Origin of the sequence: Oceanimonas smirnovii ATCC BAA-899 (assembly GCF_000381965.1) — a bacterium.
Taxonomy (GTDB): Bacteria; Pseudomonadota; Gammaproteobacteria; order Enterobacterales; family Aeromonadaceae; genus Oceanimonas; species Oceanimonas smirnovii.
Map to the genome: position 1 here is coordinate 204157 of NZ_KB908456.1, position 20479 is coordinate 224635.

The window sequence follows — 20479 nt, forward strand, 5'->3', positions numbered from 1 at the left end:
GCTGCCTCAGGGAGCAAGAAAACGGCTGTCGGTACGCACCTGATACCGCTCAGTGGAAGCCACAAACACCAGAGTGCGTGCAGGTATACCCGGCACAGGTGCCGCCAGAGACAGGGTGATCGGGATTTCCATGACGTTTCCCGGAACCAGAGTCACCCGCTGGGGGCCGTGCCAGACCGGATTATTCAGCCCTTCCACCGCCAGTACCACCTGCTGCTCATACTGACTCTTGTTGGCAAGTTTCAGCGTAAAGGTATTTTCAATACGGCCATCCAGTGCTTCACGATAGAGCTGCTGCCGGTCCCGGACTACCTCCAGAGCCAGGGGCGTGCGGCTGGCCACTGTCAGTACCAGCAGCGCCAGTAATGCCACCGTAAACGCACCATATCCCAGTATTTTGAGCCGGGAGCGTGCGGCTTTGCGTCCTGCCAGCTCATTCTCGCTGGCATATCCGACCAGTCCGGGTTCATACCCCATTCTGGTCATGGTCTGATCGCAGGCATCAATACAGGCACCGCAATTAATACACTCATATTGCAGGCCGTCACGAATATCGATACCGGCCGGACACACCTGCACACACAAGCCGCAATCAATGCAGTCACCCAGCCCCTGCGCCCGGTGATCACTTTTGCGCGCACGGGGTCCCCGCTGCTCTCCCCGCGCAGCGTGATAGCTTGCCGTCAGCGTATCGGCATCGAACATGGCAGACTGAAAGCGCGAATAAGGGCACATATGAGTGCACATTATGGTTCGCATCCACCCTGCATTAAGGTAAGTACAGAGCGCAAACAAGGTCACCCAGAATACCGGCCAGGGCGCGGCTGACAGCGTCAGCAGCCCTTTTGCGAGTTCACCGGCAGGCGTGAAGTACGCCACAAAGGTAAAACCACTCAGAAATGCAATCAGCAGCCAGACAAGATGTTTGCTGCCTTTACGCAAACATGAATCAAGCGTGGCCGGCTGCTGATCCCGGTGCCGGCGCTGATTGGCACTGCCTTCCAGTTTTTCTTCCACCCATATAAACCAGAACGTCCAGACCGTTTGCGGGCACAAAAAACCACACCACACCCGGCCCAGCCAGGCCGTCACAAAAAATAAGGCAAAGGCTGCCACCATCAGCAGCAGCGCCAGCAATGTCAGATCCTGTGGCCAGATGGTCATGGCAAACAGATAAAACCGCTGAGCCTCCCAGTCCAGTAATATCGCCTGCTGACCATTCCATTGTAACCAGGGGCCGATCAAAAACAGTAACATCAGGCCCCAGCCAAGCCGACGCCGCAATCGTTGCCAGCGGCCCTGCTGCGCGCGCACATAAATATGGCCCTGATCACGAGGACGAGGCGTTTCGGTACATACTCTGACATCAATGCGGGAAGAGGAAGTGTCGTTCATAAAGCTCACTTGCGTTGTGGTTTACGGCCCTGATGCGGCCGGTCAATAACGCAGTAAAACATGGCTGACAGATGCCTGACATAAACAGTCACAGCCACAAAAACGATAACAGTTCATGCCGGGCAACCGGCCAAAACCATAACAGTATGCGGTCAGCAGCCTGAAATAAGCGCTCTGATCAAGACAGACAAACGGCCAACGGCCGCTTCTGTACGGGAGTTCCAGGGCAGCGACACATTCAGCCTGAAACAATGCCGGAACTGCTCACCGGCGGCGAACATACGGCCGGGAGCAATGGTAATCCCTTCCGCCAGGGCAAGGTGATAAAGACGGGTTGCATCCATACTCTCCGGCAGACTCAGCCATAAAAAGTAGCCGCCAGTGCCGGGATCTACTCTGACCTGCGCCGGCAGCAGCTGACACAGGGCCTCATAAAACCGTTGCTTACGCTGTTGCAGCACTCTGCGTAACGTACGCAGATGCCGGTCGTAATGGTGGGATGCAAGATAGTCAGCCAGAGCCAGCTGCATGGGCGCGCTGGTAGACAGGGTACTCATCAGTTGCAGCCGCTGAATATCCGGAGCCCGTTTTCCTGCCGATACCCAGCCAATACGCAGCCCCGTGGCAAGGGTCTTGGAAAACGAAGAGCAGTGCAGCACACCCGGGTCCTGCGCCCGCAGGGGTAATGGTGCTCGCTCGCCATCATAGAGCTCCATATATACATCATCTTCAATCAGCGGCACCTGATGCTCACGCAGCAGTGCCAGCAGCCGGGAGCGGGATTGTACCCCCAGACTGACACCCAGCGGATTCTGACAATGGCTCATCAGCCAGCAGGCTTTTACCGGATAACGGCCAAGGGCATCGGCAAGGGCATCAAGATCCAGGCCGGCAGTCACGTCTGCCGGCACCGCCAGCGCCTTTAGCTGCAAACGCTCAATGGCCTGCAGAGCACCATAAAAGGCCGGTGCTTCTACCACCACCCAGTCTCCCGGCCGGGTGAGTGTCTGCAGGCTGAGGTTCAGCGCTTCCAGCGCACCGGACGTAATCACTATCTCTTCCGGCGTTACCTCCATGCCACGGGCGGCATAGCGGCGCGCAATGGCCCGGCGCAGTTCAGCACAACCCGGCGGCAGCACCAATTGCTGATCCGGTGTCAGATGCCGGGCAACCCGGCCTAGGGAGCGGGCCAGCTGCTCCTGAGGAAACAGTGACGCATCGGGAAACGCCGAACCAAAGGCCACACAGTCCGGTTGTTGGCCGGATTGTAAGACATTGAAAATGAAAGCATTAACATCCACCGCCTCGGCGGCATGCAGCGCCGGACGGGCCAGGTTGGCAGGGCTGTGCTGGCACGGAGCAACCCGGTAACCGGACTGGGGCTGCGCCAGGATCCAGCCCTGACTTTCCAGCAGCTGATACGCATTTAATACCGTCATCAGACTGAAGCCGGATTGCTTCACTGTCTCCCTGAGCGACGGCAGCTTATCACCAGGCTGCCAGACACCGTTTTCAATCTGTCCCTGCAACTGCCGGGCAAGACGGCGGTACTTGCTGGTCACTTCACAGCGCCAGCCGGCAGTTTTCACCTTCCAGCTCAGCCATTTCCTGATCCAGACTTAGCGACTGGCGCAAATCAGCCACTTCCTGCTGATGGGCACGGCGCAGTTTTTTACGCAGTTTACCCATCACAAAGCGACGTATTTCCTGCTCGTCTTCCAGCACCAGGCCCGGCACAGCACTGGGCTTGCGGGTCTTTTCATCCAGCGCCACCATGGTGAAATAAGAGGTGTTGGTATGCTTGACGATACCCTGCTTAAAGTCTTCCGATACGACCTTGATGCCCACTTCCATCGAGCTTTTGCCCACATAGTTAACCGAGGCATACAGCGTCAGTAACTCGCCCACTTCCACCGGATTTAAAAAGTCCACCGAGTCGACCGAGGCCGTCACGCAATAGCCCTTGGCATGGCTGGCAGCACAGGTGTAGGCGATTTTGTCCATCAGTGACAGAATGATGCCTCCGTGAACCTTGCCGCCAAAGTTGGCGTAAGAAGGCACCATCAACTCCTTGAGGATCACCTGGGACGACTTGACCGTAGAAAAAACCGCTTCACTCATTACTTCACCTGACATACTGACTGTTTTTTATTAAGAATACGTGCCACCGGCGCGCAGGATGGCAAGCATGGACGAGCCAGCCCCTCAGGTAAACCACACAAGCCGCTAAAAAACGGATTAATCACGTTTTACTACGACTTTAGTCGCTTGCAACAACAAGTGTAAGGTATTATTTACACCTATTGCCTCTTTACCGGTATAACGCATGCGCCTGAAAGTAAACTGTGAAGACCGCCTGGGCCTGACCCGGGAGCTGCTGAATATTCTGGTGGAGCACCGCATTGATTTGCGCGGCATCGAAATAGACATCAGTGGCATCATCTATCTTAACTTTCCCGCTCTCGACTTTGCCGAGCTGCAACATTTGATGCCGGCCATTCGGCGTCTGCCCGGGGTGCACGATGTGCAGACCATTACCTGCATGCCTTCAGAGCAGGAGCACAATGCCATTTCTGCCCTGCTTAAAGTGCTGCCCGATGCCGTGGTGGCGGTGGATATCAAGGGGCGTATTACCCTGGCCAACGACGCCGCCTGCACTTTGCTCAACGCCCCCCAGGCCGAGCTGTTGCAGCAACCCCTGGGGCCGCGTCTGAAAGGCGTTTTTGTCAGCCGCTGGCTGGAGCAGGACAAGCCTCTGCCCCTGAGTGAGCGGGTCACCATTGACGGTGAACCCTGGCTGGCAGATTTTCTGCCTATTTGGGTGAAGGAAGAATCTGGCGGGCAAAGTCTGGCCGGTGCTGTGGTGGTGTTCAAATCTGCCTGGCGCATCGGTCAGCACTTCAAGGCCATGCGCCACCGTGAAACCGGTCACTTTGACGATTTTATTGCGCACAGCCCGGCCATGAGTGAACTGTTAAACGAAGCCCGCCGGCTGGCGGTGCTGGACGCCCCCCTGCTGATCCTGGGGGAAACCGGCACCGGCAAGGAGCAGCTGGCCCGCGCCTGCCACAAGGCCAGCCTGCGCGGCGAGGGCCCCTTTATTTTGCTCAACTGTGCTGCCATTCCCGATGACGCTGCCGAAAACGAGCTGTTCGGTTATGCGCCCGGTGCCTTTGGCAATAACACCAAAGGCAAGCGTGGTGTGCTGGAGCAGGCCAACGGCGGTACTCTGCTGCTGGATGAGATTGGTGAAATGTCACCGTTACAGCAACGCAAGCTGCTGCGTGTGCTGCAGGACGGCGTATTCCGGCGGCTGGGCGATGAGCAGGAAGTGAAGGTGGATATTCGAGTGATCTGCACCAGCCAGCAGGACCTGGCGGCTCTGGTGGAAAACGGTCAGTTCCGTCAGGATCTGTTCTACCGGCTCAACGTGCTCAACCTGCGGGTGCCCTCACTGCGGGAGCGGCAAAAAGACATATTGCCCATGGCCCGGCACCTGTGCACCCGCTATGCCGCCGCACTGGAGCGTTCTCAGCCCAGAATAACCCCAAAGCTGGCCGACTATCTGCAGCACTATCCCTGGCCCGGCAACGTGCGTCAGCTGGGTAACTGTTTGTACCGGGCCATTTGCCTGCTGGAAGGAGACGAGCTGGATGTGGGCGACTTGTCCCTGCCCGAGCATAACAGCCTGCCGGAGCTGCATGCCCTTTGTGACGGCTCCCTGGATGACGCCATGAAAGGGTTTGAGCGCCTGCTGCTGGAGCGGCTGTATCCGGAATATCCGTCCAGCAGGCTGCTGGCCAAACGCCTGGGCATCTCCCATACTGCAGTGGCCAACAAGCTCAGAGACTATGGAATAGGCAAGCATAAAAAATAACGGTTCACGGAGTCATGATGAAATTCATTTTATTACTACTGGCGATACCGGCACTGTCGGCCTGCGCCCAGCAGGCAGCCCGGCCTGCAGCCCCCTTGTGCTCGCCCGAATGGGCTCAATGGGTGGAGCAACGAGTGCAGACCAGCGACGGTCAGGGCCATGGCCCGGATATCGGCTCCGATGAATGGAAGTCGGTGGTGGAATTCCGGCTGAATATTCGTGGCAAGGCCAGTGTGCCCGGGCGCGATACTCAGGCCTGGTGTGAATATATTGACGGCATAGTTAAACAAAGACCGTCCTTCTCCTGTGAGGCGGTTACGCCCGGCAGCACGGAAGAAATGATCTGCAACGACGCCGGCCTGGCAACGCAGGACCGGCAGCTGGCAGAGGTCTATGAGCAGGCGCAGGCCAAGGCGGCCGATGAACACCCGCCTACCCTGAAAGCCAGCCAGCGCGGCTGGATCAAGGGCCGCAATGAATGCTGGAAAAGTGCAGACCAGCGTACCTGTGTGCGGGAGCAATATCAGCTGCGCACTGCTGAGCTGCAGGCCCGCTACCGGCTGGTACCGGCCCGCGGGCCTTTTGCCTTCAGTTGCAACGGCAATCCGGCCAATGAAGTGGTTATCACCCATTTTGACACCGAGCCCGCGACACTCATCGCAGAATACGGCGACAGCGTATCACTCATGTATGTGCAGCCCAGCGCCAGCGGCAGCCGCTATGAAGGCCGTAACGAAAGCTTCTGGGAGCATCAGGGGGAAGCCACCGTCCGCTGGGGATACAAGGCTCCGGAAATGAAGTGTGTAATAGCACAATAAGCAAACCGGCCTGCTGATGCAGGCCGGTTAGTGTCAGCTGCCCAGTACCACCGTTTTGCCCTGGTACATAAACACTCGCTTTTCAATGTGGTATTCAATGGCCCGGGCCAGGGTCACGCATTCTATGTCGCGGCCCTTGGCTACCAGCTCTTCCGGATAATGGCTGTGATCCACCGCCTGCACCCCCTGAGTAATAATGGGGCCTTCATCCAGCTCGTTATTGATGTAATGGGCCGTGGCCCCCACCAGCTTCACCCCCTTGGCATAGGCCTGATGATAAGGCTGAGCGCCCTTGAATCCGGGCAGCAGGGAGTGATGAATATTGATGGCACGGCCCGCCAGCTTGTTACACAAATCCGGGCTTAATACCTGCATGTAGCGCGCCAGCACCACCAGCTCGGCATGGGACTCCTGCACTATGTTCCACAGCTGCGCTTCCTGCTCAGCCTTGGTGTCGGGGGTAATGGGCAGGTGGTAATAGGGAATATGGTGCCAGTCGGCCAGCCGCTGCAGATCCGGATGGTTGGAAATAATCGCCGGAATTTCGATGGCCAGCTGCCCGGTGCGGTAGCGATACAGCAGATCATTCAGGCAATGATCAAACTTCGACACCATGATCACCACATTGGGCCTGTGGCTGCGTTCGCTCAGCTCCCACTCCATGGCATACTTTTGTGCCCGGACGGCAAAGCCATCGCGAAAGGCGGCTTCATTAAACTCGCCCTGCTCGGGCTTGCGAAACTCCACACGAATAAAAAAGTAACCGGCGCGGGCATCGTCAAAGGTCTGCATGTCCGCCACATAGCATTGTTGCTCATACAGATAACCGGTCACCGCATCCACTGTGCCCAGCCGGCTTTCACAACTGGCAGTAAGAATAAAGGTGTCGTGCTGATCCATGCTCTGCCTCCCATGGCGATGCGTGTTCCTTGCAATCAGGCCCGGCGTGAACCGGGCCCTGGTTTACCTTACTTCTCGATCACCAGGCCGTATTCCCGGCTGGCATCCTGCAACCACATCCACAGGTAGTCGGCAAAGCTGCGGCGGATCACCAGCTCAAAGCTGTCAGCCCCGGTGCGGCGCAGCAGCGCCGAGCTTTTGGCAAATACCGTGCCCACACACTTGCCGGTGGGGAACCTGGACGGATGAATGTCGTAGGGACACGACTTGCGAATCACCATTTCCGCCTTGGGGCCGGACAGTGCTATCACGGTCTGGCCGCCGCTCACGTCTGTGATGGCATAGTGGCCCGATAGCTGCTCACGCAGGGTCTGCTGCAACGGGCCTTCCTCACCACCCTCGGTAATGATCAGCCACTCATCGGGCGACAGCCACTGTACCAGCGCCTTGCTGCTCTCGGCCGAGCTACAGGCCTGAGTGGGCAGCGCCACGCCCAGCACTTTTTCTACGGTGCGGGCAAACAGCTCGTTGCCCGCATTGCCCCGCAATACCAGGTGGCCCATAAAGGCCTTTTCGCGCAGCACCACCTCTCCTTGCTGATCCTGACTGGCCAGGGCGTCGAGGTTGGCATGATACAGCGGGGACTCTACCCGCACCTGCTGTTGGGTATCGGTTACTTTGGCGGTGTTATTCAACATGCTGACGCTCTCCTTTGGGATCATAGAAAACAGTGCTGGTGATTTCGGCTTCCAGCACGCGGCCGTCCGCCAGCGGGCAATATACGGTTTCGCCCATTCTGTTCAGGCCATCCTTGACCACGCCCATGGCAATGTTGTGGCCCAGATTGGCACTGTAATAACTGGATGACACATGGCCCACCATCGGCATCGGAATGGCATGGTTGGGGTCCAGCACTATCTGGGCACCTTCCGGAATCACGGTTTTGGCTTCCTTGCACTTCAGGCCCACCAGCTGCTTGCGATCGGTGCGCGCCGTGTCTTCCCGCGCCCAGGAACGCTGACCAATGTAGGGGAACGGCTTGTTCTTGCCCACGCACCAGTCCATGTTCAGATCCTGCGGGGTCACAGAACCGTCGGTATCCTGGCCCACAATGATGAAGCCCTTCTCGGCCCGCAGCACGTGCATGGTTTCGGTGCCATAGGGGGTAATATTGAACTCGGCCCCCGCCTCCATCAGCGCCTCCCACACATGCATGCCGTAGTTGGCCTGCACGTTCACCTCAAAGCTCAGCTCACCGGTAAAGGAGATACGGAAGATGCGTCCCTTCACGCCGGCAATGGTGGCATCGCGCCAGGTCATAAAGGGAAAGGCATCGCGGCTCAGATCCACGTCTTCACAGACCTTTTCCAGCACTCTGCGGCTGTTGGGGCCGGATACCGTCATGGTGGCCCAGTGGTCGGTCACGGAAGTGAAATACACTTCCAGCTCCGGCCATTCGGTCTGGTGCCACAGCTCCAGCCACTGCAGCACGCCGGCGGCGCCGCCGGTGGTGGTGGTCATCACAAAGTGCTCGTCACTGATGCAGGAAGTCACACCATCATCAAACACCATGCCGTCTTCTTTACACATCAGGCCATAGCGGCAGAAACCGGGGTTGAGCTTGGCCCAGGCGTTGGTGTAAATGCGCTGCAGAAATTCCCGCGCGTCCTTGCCCTGAATGTCGATCTTGCCCAGGGTTGAAGCGTCGAGAATGCCCACGCTGGTGCGCGCCGCCACACACTCGCGGTTCACCGCCTGGTGCATGTCTTCGCCCGCCTTGGGGAAGTACCAGGGGCGCTTCCACTGGCCCACGTCCTCAAACTCGGCGCCGTTCTTCACATGCCAGGCATGCATGGCGCTGAAGCGGGCCGGGTCGAACAGGTGACCCGCATTGCGTCCGGCAAAGGCCCCCATGGTGATCGGGGTGTAGTTGGGGCGGAATACGGTGGTGCCGGTTTCCGGAATGCTCTTGCCCATGGCATTAGCAGCAATGGCCATGCCGTTGATATTGCCCAGCTTGCCCTGATCGGTACCAAAACCCATGGCGGTATAGCGCTTGATATGCTCGATGGACTCAAAGCCTTCGCGCACGGCCAGCTCAATGCCGGCGGCGGTCACGTCGTTCTGATAATCCACAAACTGCTTGGGCGCGCGGCTGTTGGCACGGCTGTGGGGCACCAGGAACAGCGCCTGAGCCCTGTCTTCCTGCGGATCCGTGGTCTTGACATCGGCATCCGTCACCTTGGCAGAAATCTCACCGTAACCGGTGGCCACGGCGGCCTCACGGCCGGCCTTCAGGCCCTCGGCCAGCACGGCAGACAAACCATAAGTGCCCTGCACGCCCCCGGCCAGCAGTTGCTTCTGCACGGTTTCGCCGGGTACAAAACCAATAATATCGGCGTTCCAGACCGGACGGGATCCGGTGTGAGCCGTCAGGTGCACCACCGGGCTCCAGCCGCCGGAGCTGGCAATGGTGTCACAGCCAAGCTGTACGGCGCTGCCGGTGACGCGGCTGCCGTCGCTGGTGATGGGGGCGACTTTGGCCCCGTTCACCCGCTTTTTGCCGGTGGCTTCAATCAGACCATGGCCGGTATAAATGTTTACACCCCGTGCCTTGAGCTGCTGATAGCGGTCACCGCTGGGGTTGGCGCGGCTGTCTACCACCGCCACCACTTCGCGGCCGGCATCCAGCCAGTCGAGGGCGGCCTGATAGCCGTAATCGTTACACGTCATCAGTACCAGGCGCTTGCCCGGGGCCACGCCGTAGCGGTTAACGTAGGTAGACAGCGCGCTGGCCACATAGCAGCCGGGCAGGTCGTTGTTGGCAAACACCAGCGGCCGCTCCTGGGCACCGGTGGCCAGAATAACGCGGCCGGCACGAATGCGGTGCAGTCGCTGGCGGCTCTTGCCGGACACCCGCTCACCCAGATGATCGGTGCGCCGCTCCATCACGCTCACAAAGTTCTGATCGTAATAACCGGCAGCGGTGCTGCGGGGCAGCAGGGTCACGTCGGGCAGATTTTCCAGCTCCTTTACCGCCGCTTCTGCCCAGGCCGCCGGAGCCTGACCGTTAATTTGCTGCGTGCTGTGCAGCAGGTGGCCGCCGAATTCGTTCTGCTCGTCCACCAGAATGACCCGCGCGCCCCGGCGACCGGCTGCCAGCGCCGCGGTCAGGCCGGCGGCACCACCGCCCACCACCAGCACATCGCAGTGATGATTGAGCTTGTCGTAGGTGTCCGGATCCCGCTCTTTCGGCACCCGGCCCAGGCCAGCGGCCTTGCGGATCAGGTGCTCATATTTGGGCCACATGGACTGGGGATACATAAAGGTTTTGTAATAGAAGCCGGGGGGCATCATGCTGCCGCCGAGCTTGCCCACCATGCCCATCAGATCCTTTTCCACATTGGGCCAGCCGTTGGTGCTGGCCGCGGTCAGGCCGTCGTAGAGTTCAGCCTGAGTGCCACGCACGTTGGGGATCATGGTGGCTTCACTGCTGCCCACCTGCAAAATGCAGTTCGGCTCGTCGGAGCCGGCCGCCATAATGCCCCGCGGGCGGGAATATTTGAACGAACGGCCTACCACGTCAACGCCGTTGGCCAGCAGGGCCGAGGCAATGGTGTCTCCGGCCAGGCCTTCATAGCGCTTGCCGTTGAAAATAAAGTTGAACGGCTTGCCGGCGTCTACCCGGCCTCTGCCCTGAATGCGGTTTTGCTGGCTCATGACTGGCCTCCTTGCTCACCTATCTTGTAGGTTTCCTTGAATTCATAGGTCACGGTATGCCGGCTGGCGTTAAAGAATTTGCGGCAACCGGCGGCGTGGTACCACATCTCCTGATGCAGGCCACGGGGGTTCTTGCGCAAAAACAGATATTCGGCCCATTCCTTGTCATTCAGCGCATTGGGATCCGCGGGGCGGGCAAGGTGCGCCTCGCCGCCGTAGTTGAATTCTTCTTCTTCCCGGTGTTCGCCGCAGTGCGGACAATAAATGTAAAACATTGTCTCTCTCCTTGGTTCGGCAACTAGTGGGCAACGCCGGCTGCGCCGTGCTCGTCAATCAGATGGCCGGTGGTAAAGCGGTCCACGTTAAAGGGTTTGGCCAGTTCGTGGGGCTCGTCATTGGCAATGGTGTGAGCAAACACATTGCCTGAGCCCGGGGTGGCCTTAAAGCCGCCCGTGCCCCAGCCGCAGTTGAAATAGAGGCCCTTGATATGGGTCTTGGAAATAATCGGACAGGCATCGGGGCAGGTGTCCACAATGCCGCCCCAGGTGCGGTTCAGACGTACCCGGCTGAAAATCGGGAACATTTCCACAATGGCCGCCATGGTCTCTTCCACCACCGGGAAGGAGCCGCGCTGGCCATAACCCAGGTAGCTGTCGATGCCGGCACCGATCACCAGATCCCCCTTGTCGGACTGAGACACATAGCCGTGCACATGATTGGACATCACCACAGTGTCGAGAATGGGCTTCACCGGCTCGGACACCATGGCCTGCAGCGGGTGAGACTCCAGCGGCAGCTTCATGCCCACCATATTGGCCATGACGCCTGAGTTGCCGGCGGTCACGCAGGCCACCTTGGGGGCCCGAATAAAGCCGCGGCTGGTATCTACGCCGGTGACAGCACCGTTTTCACGGCGAATGCCGGTAACTTCGGTCTGCTGGATCAGGTGCACGCCCATGGCGTCGGCGGCGCGGGCAAAGCCCCAGGCCACGGCGTCGTGCCGGGCGGTGCCGCCACGGGGCTGCCAGGACGCACCCAGCACCGGGTAACGGGCATTTTTGGAGCAGTCCAGAATCGGCACCAGCTCCTGCACGTCCTTGGTGTAGAGCACTTCACTGTCGATGCCGTTCAGGCGATTGGCGTTCACCCGGCGCTCGATGTCGCGCATATCCTGCAGGGTATGCCCCAGATTAAGCACGCCCCGCTGGCTGAACATCAGGTTGTAGTTCAGCTCCTGAGCCAGTCCTTCCCACAGCTTCATGGAGTGCTCATAGAGCCAGGACGCTTCGTCCCACAAATAGTTGGAACGCACTATGGTGGTGTTACGGGCGGTGTTGCCGCCGCCCAGATAGCCCTTTTCAATCACCGCCACATTGGTAATGCCGTGCTCCTTGGCCAGGTAATAGGCCGTGGCCAGACCATGGCCGCCGCCGCCCACAATAATCACATCGTAGCCTTCGTGCCTGGGCGTGGGGTTCTGCCATACCTTCTGCCAGTTCTCGTGGTGCGTGAGGGCGTGCTTGAGCAGACCAAATCCTGAATATGGTTGGCTGAACATGTTAAAACCTCCGTGTATATGCAGCTGTTGCGTTAAGGGCATACTACTGCCCTCCCACCAGCAGCAGCTGCCTGCCTGCGGCGCAAAGCTGCGTATTTGCGACAAAAAATCACATTTGCGCAACAAGTGTGAAACGGGCGTTGCTTTGCTGCTGCGGCACGGCCAAAGAGTGCAATGGTGGCTCCGGCGGGGTAATATTCAGCGAATACGCAGTTACCAATAGTCAGTCGCTTGTCACCGAAGCGCGCAATCACATAAAAACATGTCTCAAGCCAGTGAAAAACGTCACTTCAGCCACCGGCTGCGTGACACCAACAGCGCCTTTCTGCCGGCTCGTTCGCCGGGCAGCGCACCGGTGCGGGTGGGTTTTGTGTTGCAGCCACATTTTTCCATGATGGCCTTTACTGCCGCCGTGGATGCACTGGTTACTGCCAACCTGGTGCAGTCCACCCCCCTGTTCAGCGTATCCAGCTATGGCCTGCATGGCACCGCCGTTACCAGTGATCTGGCCATTGATATTGCCACCAGCCACGCCCTGGCCGATCTGCCTCTGGACGGTGACGAGGCGCTGGACGTGCTGGTGGTATGTGGCGGTTTTCGTTGCGACCTGTCGGAACAACTGCTGCTGACCCGCAAGCTGAAGCTGGCCAACCGGCGGGAAAAAGTACTGGCAGGCCTGTGGAACGGTGCCGTGGCCCTGGCCCATGCCGGCACCCTTAATCAGCACAGCTGCGCCATTCACCCGGACAACCACAGCTACGCCAGAGAACGCTTTCCGCAGGTGGAGGTATCCAGTCAGGCCATGGTGGTGGATGAACGCATTCTGACCAGCGCCGGCCCCAGCAGCGCCCTGGAAATGATGCTGATGCTGATAGAGCGGCTGCATGGCCGGGATACGGTGCGTGCCATTCGTGAAATATTAAGCAGTGACCGCCTTGCAGACAGCAGTGAAACCCGGCTGGCGCTGGCCGAGCATGACACTGCCCTGCCCGAGGTATTACGTAATTTGCTGCGACTGATGAACAGCAACATAGAAGAGCCACTTGGCATAGCGGAGCTGGCAGGCTATGTGCAGCTGTCGCGCCGGCGGGTGGAGCGGCTGTTTCAGACCCACCTGCAAACCACCCCGTCCCGTTATTATCTGGAGCTGCGCATCACTCAGGCGCGGCGGTTGCTGCTGCAAAGCGATGCCAGCATTGCCAACATAGCGGTGGCCTGCGGCTTTGTCAGCTCCACTCACTTCAGCCATTGCTTCAAGGACTTTTTTGGCGTGTCGCCCAGCCAGGCCAGACAATTACGCCATCGGGCCTGCCCCCTGTCATCACCACGGAAAGATAAATGAATATCAGTATGCAAAACAGGAAAGGATATGACGTGAACGGCTGTGTCAGAGCGGTATTGTGATGTTGATGTTTTTCTCGCTGTTACTGTTTATTCCGGCACTGGCCCTTGCCCAACCCGCGGTGATCACCGCCTGCGGCCACCCGGAAACACCACCCGTTTCCTGGGAGCAAGACAACGAGCTGACCGGCATTGCTCCTCACCTGGTTCGCAAGCTGCTCTCAGAGCAGGGCTATCACCTTAATATGCGTGTATTTGGCAACTGGAAGCGCTGCCAGCTGGCAGCCCGCCGGGGCCAGGTAGACCTGCTGGTTGCTGCCTATAAAACGCACGCCCGGGAGCGCAACTTTGTCTTCAGCCACACCCCCATAGTGGCGGATCCTGTGGTACTGTTTACTCATTTCGGCAACGGCAGCCGCAGCCCCTGGGATCTCGGCAGCAACACCCTGGGCATGTTATTCGGTGACAGCTTTGGCGACGACTTTGATCAAAAAGTCCGCCGTCATCCTCATGTGGAACGGGTGTCTACCGGCAAGCAAAATTTTCACAAGCTGGCGATGGGCCGTATCGACTACATGCCCATTGGCCTGATTACCGGCCGGTTGCAGGCACAAAAGCTGGCGCTGGCAGATAGAGTGCAGCCCCTGCCGACGTTGCTCACACTGGAGTATTATCATCTGGCCGTGCCCAAAGGCTCAGTGCTTGAGCCCTTGCTACCGGTGCTGTCGGCCCGGCTGCAGGAACTGGCCGAAGAACACTATATAGCGCGTATTACGCCTTTTTATGAACGCAAATACCTGGATGCCCCCTGATGAGTACCTTGCTGAGCATGCTGCCCCGCTCCCGCCGGCGCACCTTGAGTTTTCGCCTGTTCTGGCTGGTGATAGGAGTGAGCCTGTGCTTTACCCTGCTCTCCACCACGGTTCAGGTATGGCTGGATCACCGTAAAATCAGCCAGGACATGAACGAGCGCCTGGCACTGATTGAAGACAGCTATCTGGAAGGACTGTCTCAGAGCCTGTGGGATCTCAATTTGCCTCAGGCCATGCTGCAGCTCGACAGTATGCTCGACATGCCTCATATGGCCAGCCTTACCGTGACCGGAGATGGTCTGGCGCAGCCGCTTACGCTTGGCCAGCGCCTGAGTAATGACAGTGTTAACCGCCACCGCTTTGAGCTGATTTATCCCAGCCCGGCCCTTGGGCCGCAGCAGGTGGGCCAGCTGGAAGTGGCATTCAGCAAGCAAAGCATTCGTCATCAGCTGTTTTTGCGGGCCCGTACCATTTTGCTGGGTCAGTCGTTAACCGTGCTGCTGATTGCACTGAGCCTGATGCTGGTATTTCGCCGGCGGGTCACCCGTCATCTGGAGCGCATGGCCCGCTATGTGGAGCAGATTGGTGAGGGCCGCCCCGATGCCGCGCCCCTTAACCTGGCCCGCAGCCGGGGGGAGCTGCCCGATGAACTCGACACCCTGGTCGGTGCCATCAACACCATGCGCCAGTCGGTGGAGCGTCGCCAGAGCGAGCTGCAACACGACAAGAAAAAACTCGAAGCCCTGGTCGACAAACGCACACAGAACCTGCGTCAGGCCAAGGAAGAGGCAGAAGCCGCCGACAGTGCCAAATCCCGCTTTATTGCCAATATGACTCACGAGCTGCGCACTCCCATGAACGGCATTCTGGGCACCCTTACCCTGCTTAAGCCGGCCATGGAACACCGCGCCGAAAAAGGCCTGATAGATACGCTGCAACACTCGGCAGATCACCTGCTGATGCTGCTGAACGACGTGCTCGACTATGCCGCACTGGAACAAGGCCCGCTGCCGGAAGATCCTGCGCCCTTTGCCCTGAGCGAGCTGCTGGAAAGTACCATTGCCATGATGCAGGGCTATGCCGGTGCCAAACAAATTCGGCTGCGGCTCAATGCCCCCGATTCCTTGCCCTGGCTCCTGGGCCATGCCGGCCGGGTGCGTCAGGTGCTGATTAACCTGCTCTCCAACGCCATCAAGTTTACCGAAGAAGGCGGCCAGGTACGGCTGGCGGTGCGCCCGGTAGGCAAGGGCTGGCAGTTTGTGGTGGAAGACAACGGCATTGGCATTGCCAGCGAACAGCAACATCGCATTTTTGACCGCTTTACTCAGGCCGATGAGAGCATTAGCCGGCGCTATGGCGGCACTGGCTTGGGGCTGGCCATTTCCCGCCGGCTGATTGAAGCCATGGGCGGCACTCTGAACCTGGACAGCGCGCCCGGTCAGGGCAGCCGGTTCAGCTTTACCCTGCCGCTCACCAGGGTGGCTCCCCTGTCACAAGCCCAGCACACCGAGCTGGCTGCCCTGCCCAGCCTCAGCCTGCTGCTGGTGGAAGACGTGGCCATTAACAGAGGCATTCTCACTGCGCTGCTGGAGCAGCATCACCATATTGTCAGCCAGGCAGAAAGCGGCGAGCAGGCGCTGGAAATGGCGCGCATGCAGGCCTTTGATGCCATTTTAATGGACATGCACCTGCCGGGCATGGATGGCCTGGAAACCAGCCGTCAGCTGCGGGAACAAATTACCGGCCTGAATCAGGACACGCCCGTAATTGCCCTCACCGCCAGCGTGACTCCGGAAGACATACGCCGCTATCTGGATGCGGGCCTGAAAGCCGTGGTGGCCAAGCCGGTACAATGGCCACGGCTCACTCAGGCGCTGGCCAGGGCCATGGACATAAAACTGCAGCCGGAGCTGGCGCTGGATCAGCCCCTGCTGCAGGAGCACCTGCGGGTGCTGGGCCGAAGCCGGCTGCTGGCCATGGTAAAAAGCTTTGCCAGTGAGCTGCCCGCCAGAACCGCCGAGCTGCAGCGTGCCATGGAAGACGAAGACCATCACGAGCTGGCCCGGCTGGCTCATCGTTTGGGCGGCACTGCCGGCATGCTGGCTCAAGATCGGCTGGCACAGGCCCTGAACGAGCTGGAGCAGGCAGCCAATGCGCAAACGCCGTTTCAGCAGCTGCCAATAGCAGCGCTGGAGCGCATTATTCGGGACACCCGCAAAACCCTGGTGGTGCTGTGCCAGCGGCTGGAGCGTAAATAACCCTGATATCTGCCATGAATATGGTAACCACAGCGCCGGTTTCAGGCGCTGGCCATGGCCCGGGCGTAGTAGCGTGGATTAAAGCGCAGCGTGGTGAGCAGCACCACGCTCACCAGCCCCAGATGCATAAGCCAGCCGGCGGCAAAAGTGCCGGTGCTTTCCAGCAACAGCGATACCGCCAGCGGCCCCAGCGCCGCCAGCAAAAAACCGCCGCCCTGCATCAGTGCAGTCAGCACGCCTGCCTGCTGGGGCACCGGCAGATGATCCAGTGCCGTAACCAATGACATGGAAAAATTGCCGCCCAGCCCCATGCCACATACCGCTACCCACAGCCAGGGGGCCAGCTCGGGCAGCAGCAGCAAACCGGCAAAGCCGGTGAGTTGCAGCAGCAGGGTAAGCCACAGCCAGGGGCGACGGTCCTGCCCCCGGGCCAGCAGGGTAATGCCCACCGCCGACACGGCCTGAGCCACCGCCATCACTGACACCAGACCGGCGCTGCTGGTTGCACTCCAGCCCAGCTGCTGGTAGTAAGGCGCAAGCCAGGTCACCATGGTGGAATAACCCGCGTTCACAAAACCAAAACACAGCATCAGTTGCCAGGTGCGGGGCCGCGCCAGCAGCTGCTTCGCCAGCCCCGGCGCAGGCCGGTTTCCTTTCTGCTCTGCCAGCACATAGCGGGCACACAGCCAGGCCAGCGCCACCGGTACGGCCAGCCAGGCCAGCGCCTGCTGCCAGTGGTTTTCAGTGCCGGCCAGCCAGGGAGTAAGCTGAGCGCCAATGGCACCGCCGCCCATAATCATGGCTGAATAAAGGCCGGTGACCATGGCCATGCGTCCGGCAAACTGCTGTTTAATAATGCCGGGAAACACCGACTGCACAAAAGCCACGCCCATGCCACAAAGCAAGGCAGTAAACAGCAGCACCAGGCCATTGTCGGCAATGCCACGCAAGGCCGAACCCAGCATCAGCAGCACCAGGGCAGTGAGCAGACCACGACGAGTGCCCCAGCGGGCCTGTAACTGCGGAGAAATAAACGCCCCCACTCCCATCAGCAGAAACGGCAGCAGGGTAATGAGAGAAACCCCGACATAGCTGAGGCCGGTGCTGGTGCGGATCATTTCCATTACCGGGCCAGGCCCGGTAATAAAGGGCCGTAAATTCAGACCCACCAGTACCACCAGCAGCAGCATGGCCCCCTGTTCGGTAACCAAAGCACGGGATTGAGCAGTCATCTTGATTCCGGTTAAAAACAAATGTTGATATCAGCGGCCGCCGGCCTGTTCCAGCAGCTGCACCATTGTGGTGTAGCCCCGCTGGCGGGCGTGCTGCAGCGGAGTAATGCCATCGGCATCGGCAATGTTGGGATCAGCCCCCGCCTCCAGCAGCAATGCCACAATTTGTGTATGCGCCGGGCCACCCTGCCCCAGCACTATGGCTTCCATTAAGGCGGTCCAGTGCAGCCGGTTAATGTGGTTTACGTTCACGCCGGCGGCGATCAGCATGCTCACCGTATCCACATGGCCCCGTTCCGCAGCAGGAATAAGCGCAGTACCGCCGTAGCGGTTGGTGCTGGCCAGATCGGCCCCGTGAGCCAGAGTAAGTGCCAGGATCTCGTTATGCCCCCGGGCACCGGCATAAAGGTAAGGGCTGTCGTTAATATCATCTTTGGCGTTCACATCGGCACCGGCTTCAATCAGCACCCGGGCGGCATTCACCCGGTTATGCCGGGTTGCCAGCATCAGCGCGGTGCGCCCCTTATCATCCCGGCTTTCGATCTTTGCGCCATTGTTCAACAGCTCAACAATAGCGGCAGTGTCACCGGCAATGGCCGCCGCTCTCAGTTGTTGTGCCGGCTCACCGGCCATGGTAACCACAGACATCAGCAACGCTCCCGACAAAACCAGATAGATTGATAAACGTGACACTATCACCAGCAACTCCTTAGCTATCTGCATTAAACAAGACGCCCACATTGCATGGTAAAAGCCCACCGGGCCATTGAAAAATTAAATATTCAAATGACTTTTATTGACCGAGCAAATAATCAGTCCGTCTTCAGGCACACGCGGCGGCTGCCTACTGGCGCAAAATACGGTATATTCCAGCCTCGATTTTTTGACTGTAGCAACACTACAGAGGAACTCATATGCAATTTTCATCTCTGGATCTGGCCCCCGAGCTGCAACAGGCACTCGCAGAGTGTGGCTACAGCGAAATGACCCCGGTACAAATGCAGGCCATTGTGCCCGCCCGCCGCGGCAAGGATTTGCAGGTAACCGCGCAAACCGGCACCGGCAAAACCGCCGCTTTTGCCCTGCCCGTGCTGCAGCGCATGACAGACAACCCCAGGGCCACAGTGGAGCGCCGCCCCCGCGCGCTGATCCTCACTCCCACCCGGGAGCTGGCCGAGCAGCTGGCAGACAACATTACCGCCTATGCCAAATATCTGCCCATCAGCGTGACTGCGCTGTATGGCGGCGTAAAAATGGGCGGCCAGGCCAACAAGCTGCGCGCCGGCACCGATGTGGTGATCTCCACCCCCGGCCGGCTGATGGAGCACATTACTCTTGGGAACGTGGCCCTGACCGACGTGGAGTTTGTGGTGCTGGACGAAGCCGACCGCATGCTCGACATGGGCTTTATTACCGATGTGCTCAAGCTGATGCAGCTGACCGCACCCAAGCGCCAGACACTGCTGTTTTCCGCCACTACCTCACCGGCAGTGAACGAGCTGGCCCACAAGGTGCTGCACAACCACCAGCAAATTCGCGTAACCCGGGTAAACAGCACCGCCGATACCGTGCGCCATGCGGTGTATCCGGTGGAAGAAAACCGCAAAATTGAGCTGTTTGAACAGCTGCTGGATGAACAGAACTGGTTTCAGGTGCTGGTGTTTACCAGTACCCGGGAGCAGGCCGACCGCTTGCAGGCCGGCCTGAAAAAACGCAAGGTGGAAGCCGCCGTATGCCATGGCGACAAAAGTCAGGGCAGCCGCCGCCGCGCCATTGCCGACTTTAAATCCGGCAAGCTGCAGGTGCTGATTGCCACCGAAGTGGCCGCCCGCGGCCTGGACATTCAAGGCCTGGAGCAGGTAGTAAACTTTAACCTGCCCTACCTGCCGGAAGACTATGTGCACCGCATTGGCCGCACCGGCCGTGCCGGCGCACCGGGCAAAGCCATTTCCTTTGTAAGCCGGGAAGAAGAACAAACCCTGGCCCGCATTGAAAAACTCATTGGCGCGCCCATCAAGCGCATTAACAAAGCCGGCTATGAAGTCTCCAACCGGGACGTGCTGCTGAAAAAGATCTCCCGCAAAGTACTCTCCGGCCGCGCCAACAAAAGCACCGCCACTACCATAGAGCTGGAAGGCAGTAACGACGGCCACAACACGCCCAAAAGCAACCGCACCGACAGCAGCAAAAAACGCAACCCCAGCCAGGTGCTGCTGAAAAAAACCGGCCAGCAAAAAGCCGGCCCCAAGAAAAAGAAACTGCGCGGCAAACGCGCCGAGCGGTTCTCGCGGTAACGTGCATTTCGAAGCCGGCCACCATGGCCGGCTTTTTGTTTTCGGTGTCATTCCCACTCCTTCCTTGTCATTCCCACGAAGGCGGGAACCCAGTGTAGACCCCCCCAAACCACCCAGCCCTAACCACCGCCCATCAACAAAAACCGCCCACAAACCCACCAAACTCACACACTAGCCTCGCAAAACGCACTTTTCAGATTGCATTTTCAGACTCATACGACAAAATATGACCTTTCAACAAGGAATTCAGGCATGCGCTTACGCCTCAGCACAG

Annotated in this window: 16 protein-coding genes; 6 read left to right on the forward strand and 10 right to left on the reverse strand. The window is 59.1% G+C overall.

The window, feature by feature from the left end; genetic code table 11:
* Nucleotides 1-6 precede the first annotated feature (6 nt).
* The 3 genes from ccoG to G364_RS0105255 all read right to left on the reverse strand — a co-directional run bounded on the left by ccoG (nt 7) and on the right by G364_RS0105255 (nt 3516).
* The gene (gene ccoG, locus G364_RS0105245; protein ID WP_019934107.1) at nt 7-1395 is read right to left on the reverse strand and encodes a cytochrome c oxidase accessory protein CcoG; all 1389 of its coding nucleotides are present in this window, start codon (nt 1393-1395) and stop codon (nt 7-9) included.
* 152 nt (nt 1396-1547) lie between these two features.
* A complete protein-coding gene (locus tag G364_RS0105250) occupies nt 1548-2984 on the reverse strand; it encodes an aminotransferase-like domain-containing protein (RefSeq protein ID WP_019934108.1) in 1437 nt (478 codons plus the stop codon).
* The gene (locus G364_RS0105255) at nt 2959-3516 is read right to left on the reverse strand and encodes an acyl-CoA thioesterase (protein WP_026344709.1); all 558 of its coding nucleotides are present in this window, start codon (nt 3514-3516) and stop codon (nt 2959-2961) included. The genes G364_RS0105250 and G364_RS0105255 overlap by 26 nt, the downstream gene beginning before the upstream one ends.
* 205 nt (nt 3517-3721) lie before the next feature.
* Here G364_RS0105255 and tyrR point away from each other — a divergent pair, with 205 nt between their 5' ends.
* Both tyrR and G364_RS0105265 read left to right on the forward strand, forming a co-directional pair.
* Nucleotides 3722-5272, forward strand: a complete 1551-nt coding sequence (gene tyrR, locus G364_RS0105260) for a transcriptional regulator TyrR (protein WP_019934110.1) — start codon at nt 3722-3724, stop codon at nt 5270-5272.
* 14 nt (nt 5273-5286) lie between these two features.
* Nucleotides 5287-6090: an MliC family protein gene (locus G364_RS0105265; RefSeq protein ID WP_245541385.1), complete on the forward strand. Its 804-nt coding sequence runs from the start codon at nt 5287-5289 to the stop codon at nt 6088-6090.
* Between the two features lie 33 nt (nt 6091-6123).
* Here the strand turns inward: G364_RS0105265 and purU are convergent, their stop codons facing one another.
* The 5 genes from purU to G364_RS0105290 form a co-directional block, all read right to left on the reverse strand.
* A complete protein-coding gene (gene purU / locus G364_RS0105270; RefSeq protein ID WP_019934112.1) occupies nt 6124-6990 on the reverse strand; it encodes a formyltetrahydrofolate deformylase in 867 nt (288 codons plus the stop codon).
* Between the two features lie 68 nt (nt 6991-7058).
* Nucleotides 7059-7688, reverse strand: coding sequence for a sarcosine oxidase subunit gamma (locus tag G364_RS0105275; RefSeq protein WP_019934113.1), 630 nt, complete (start codon nt 7686-7688; stop codon nt 7059-7061).
* On the reverse strand, nt 7678-10710 hold the full coding sequence (locus G364_RS0105280; RefSeq protein WP_019934114.1) for a sarcosine oxidase subunit alpha family protein: 3033 nt from the start codon (nt 10708-10710) through the stop codon (nt 7678-7680). Before G364_RS0105280 ends, G364_RS0105275 begins: the two co-directional genes overlap by 11 nt.
* Nucleotides 10707-10985, reverse strand: a complete 279-nt coding sequence (locus G364_RS0105285) for a sarcosine oxidase subunit delta (RefSeq protein ID WP_019934115.1) — start codon at nt 10983-10985, stop codon at nt 10707-10709. Before G364_RS0105285 ends, G364_RS0105280 begins: the two co-directional genes overlap by 4 nt.
* Nucleotides 10986-11008: 23 nt before the next feature.
* Nucleotides 11009-12268 carry a sarcosine oxidase subunit beta family protein gene (locus tag G364_RS0105290; protein WP_019934116.1) on the reverse strand — a complete coding sequence of 420 codons (1260 nt, stop codon included), beginning with the start codon at nt 12266-12268 and terminating at the stop codon, nt 11009-11011.
* Nucleotides 12269-12530: 262 nt separating this feature from the next.
* Here G364_RS0105290 and G364_RS0105295 point away from each other — a divergent pair, with 262 nt between their 5' ends.
* The 3 genes from G364_RS0105295 to G364_RS0105305 all read left to right on the forward strand — a co-directional run bounded on the left by G364_RS0105295 (nt 12531) and on the right by G364_RS0105305 (nt 16679).
* Nucleotides 12531-13610 (forward strand): GlxA family transcriptional regulator, encoded by a 1080-nt coding sequence (locus G364_RS0105295; RefSeq protein WP_019934117.1) that lies wholly within the window; start codon nt 12531-12533, stop codon nt 13608-13610.
* Between the two features lie 61 nt (nt 13611-13671).
* Complete coding sequence (locus G364_RS0105300) at nt 13672-14421, forward strand: substrate-binding periplasmic protein (RefSeq protein WP_019934118.1); 750 nt, start codon at nt 13672-13674, stop codon at nt 14419-14421.
* The gene (locus G364_RS0105305) at nt 14421-16679 is read left to right on the forward strand and encodes a hybrid sensor histidine kinase/response regulator (protein ID WP_019934119.1); all 2259 of its coding nucleotides are present in this window, start codon (nt 14421-14423) and stop codon (nt 16677-16679) included. The genes G364_RS0105300 and G364_RS0105305 overlap by 1 nt, the downstream gene beginning before the upstream one ends.
* 41 nt (nt 16680-16720) lie before the next feature.
* Here G364_RS0105305 and G364_RS0105310 read toward each other — a convergent pair whose 3' ends face one another.
* Both G364_RS0105310 and G364_RS0105315 read right to left on the reverse strand, forming a co-directional pair.
* The gene (locus tag G364_RS0105310) at nt 16721-17911 is read right to left on the reverse strand and encodes a cyanate transporter (RefSeq protein WP_019934120.1); all 1191 of its coding nucleotides are present in this window, start codon (nt 17909-17911) and stop codon (nt 16721-16723) included.
* A gap of 30 nt (nt 17912-17941) precedes the next feature.
* The gene (locus tag G364_RS0105315) at nt 17942-18559 is read right to left on the reverse strand and encodes an ankyrin repeat domain-containing protein (RefSeq protein WP_019934121.1); all 618 of its coding nucleotides are present in this window, start codon (nt 18557-18559) and stop codon (nt 17942-17944) included.
* Nucleotides 18560-18825: 266 nt separating this feature from the next.
* On the opposite strand from G364_RS0105315, the gene G364_RS0105320 reads away from it, so the two are divergent.
* Nucleotides 18826-20205 carry a DEAD/DEAH box helicase gene (locus G364_RS0105320; RefSeq protein WP_019934122.1) on the forward strand — a complete coding sequence of 460 codons (1380 nt, stop codon included), beginning with the start codon at nt 18826-18828 and terminating at the stop codon, nt 20203-20205.
* The last annotated feature ends 274 nt before the right edge of the window (nt 20206-20479 follow it).

Excerpts from the sequence above, each read along its gene's own strand:
- G364_RS0105315 (WP_019934121.1), bottom strand. The coding sequence starts at position 18,559 with ATGTCTGTGGTTACCATGGCCGGTGAGCCGGCACAACAACTGAGAGCG.
- G364_RS0105255 (WP_026344709.1), bottom strand. The coding sequence starts at position 3,516 with ATGAGTGAAGCGGTTTTTTCTACGGTCAAGTCGTCCCAGGTGATCCTC.
- G364_RS0105290 (WP_019934116.1), bottom strand. The coding sequence starts at position 12,268 with ATGTTCAGCCAACCATATTCAGGATTTGGTCTGCTCAAGCACGCCCTC.
- G364_RS0105310 (WP_019934120.1), bottom strand. The coding sequence starts at position 17,911 with ATGACTGCTCAATCCCGTGCTTTGGTTACCGAACAGGGGGCCATGCTG.
- G364_RS0105300 (WP_019934118.1), top strand. The coding sequence starts at position 13,672 with ATGTTGATGTTTTTCTCGCTGTTACTGTTTATTCCGGCACTGGCCCTT.
- G364_RS0105285 (WP_019934115.1), bottom strand. The coding sequence starts at position 10,985 with ATGTTTTACATTTATTGTCCGCACTGCGGCGAACACCGGGAAGAAGAA.
- G364_RS0105275 (WP_019934113.1), bottom strand. The coding sequence starts at position 7,688 with ATGTTGAATAACACCGCCAAAGTAACCGATACCCAACAGCAGGTGCGG.
- G364_RS0105265 (WP_245541385.1), top strand. The coding sequence starts at position 5,287 with ATGATGAAATTCATTTTATTACTACTGGCGATACCGGCACTGTCGGCC.
- ccoG (WP_019934107.1), bottom strand. The coding sequence starts at position 1,395 with ATGAACGACACTTCCTCTTCCCGCATTGATGTCAGAGTATGTACCGAA.
- G364_RS0105305 (WP_019934119.1), top strand. The coding sequence starts at position 14,421 with ATGAGTACCTTGCTGAGCATGCTGCCCCGCTCCCGCCGGCGCACCTTG.
- tyrR (WP_019934110.1), top strand. The coding sequence starts at position 3,722 with ATGCGCCTGAAAGTAAACTGTGAAGACCGCCTGGGCCTGACCCGGGAG.
- G364_RS0105295 (WP_019934117.1), top strand. The coding sequence starts at position 12,531 with ATGTCTCAAGCCAGTGAAAAACGTCACTTCAGCCACCGGCTGCGTGAC.
- G364_RS0105280 (WP_019934114.1), bottom strand. The coding sequence starts at position 10,710 with ATGAGCCAGCAAAACCGCATTCAGGGCAGAGGCCGGGTAGACGCCGGC.
- purU (WP_019934112.1), bottom strand. The coding sequence starts at position 6,990 with ATGGATCAGCACGACACCTTTATTCTTACTGCCAGTTGTGAAAGCCGG.
- G364_RS0105320 (WP_019934122.1), top strand. The coding sequence starts at position 18,826 with ATGCAATTTTCATCTCTGGATCTGGCCCCCGAGCTGCAACAGGCACTC.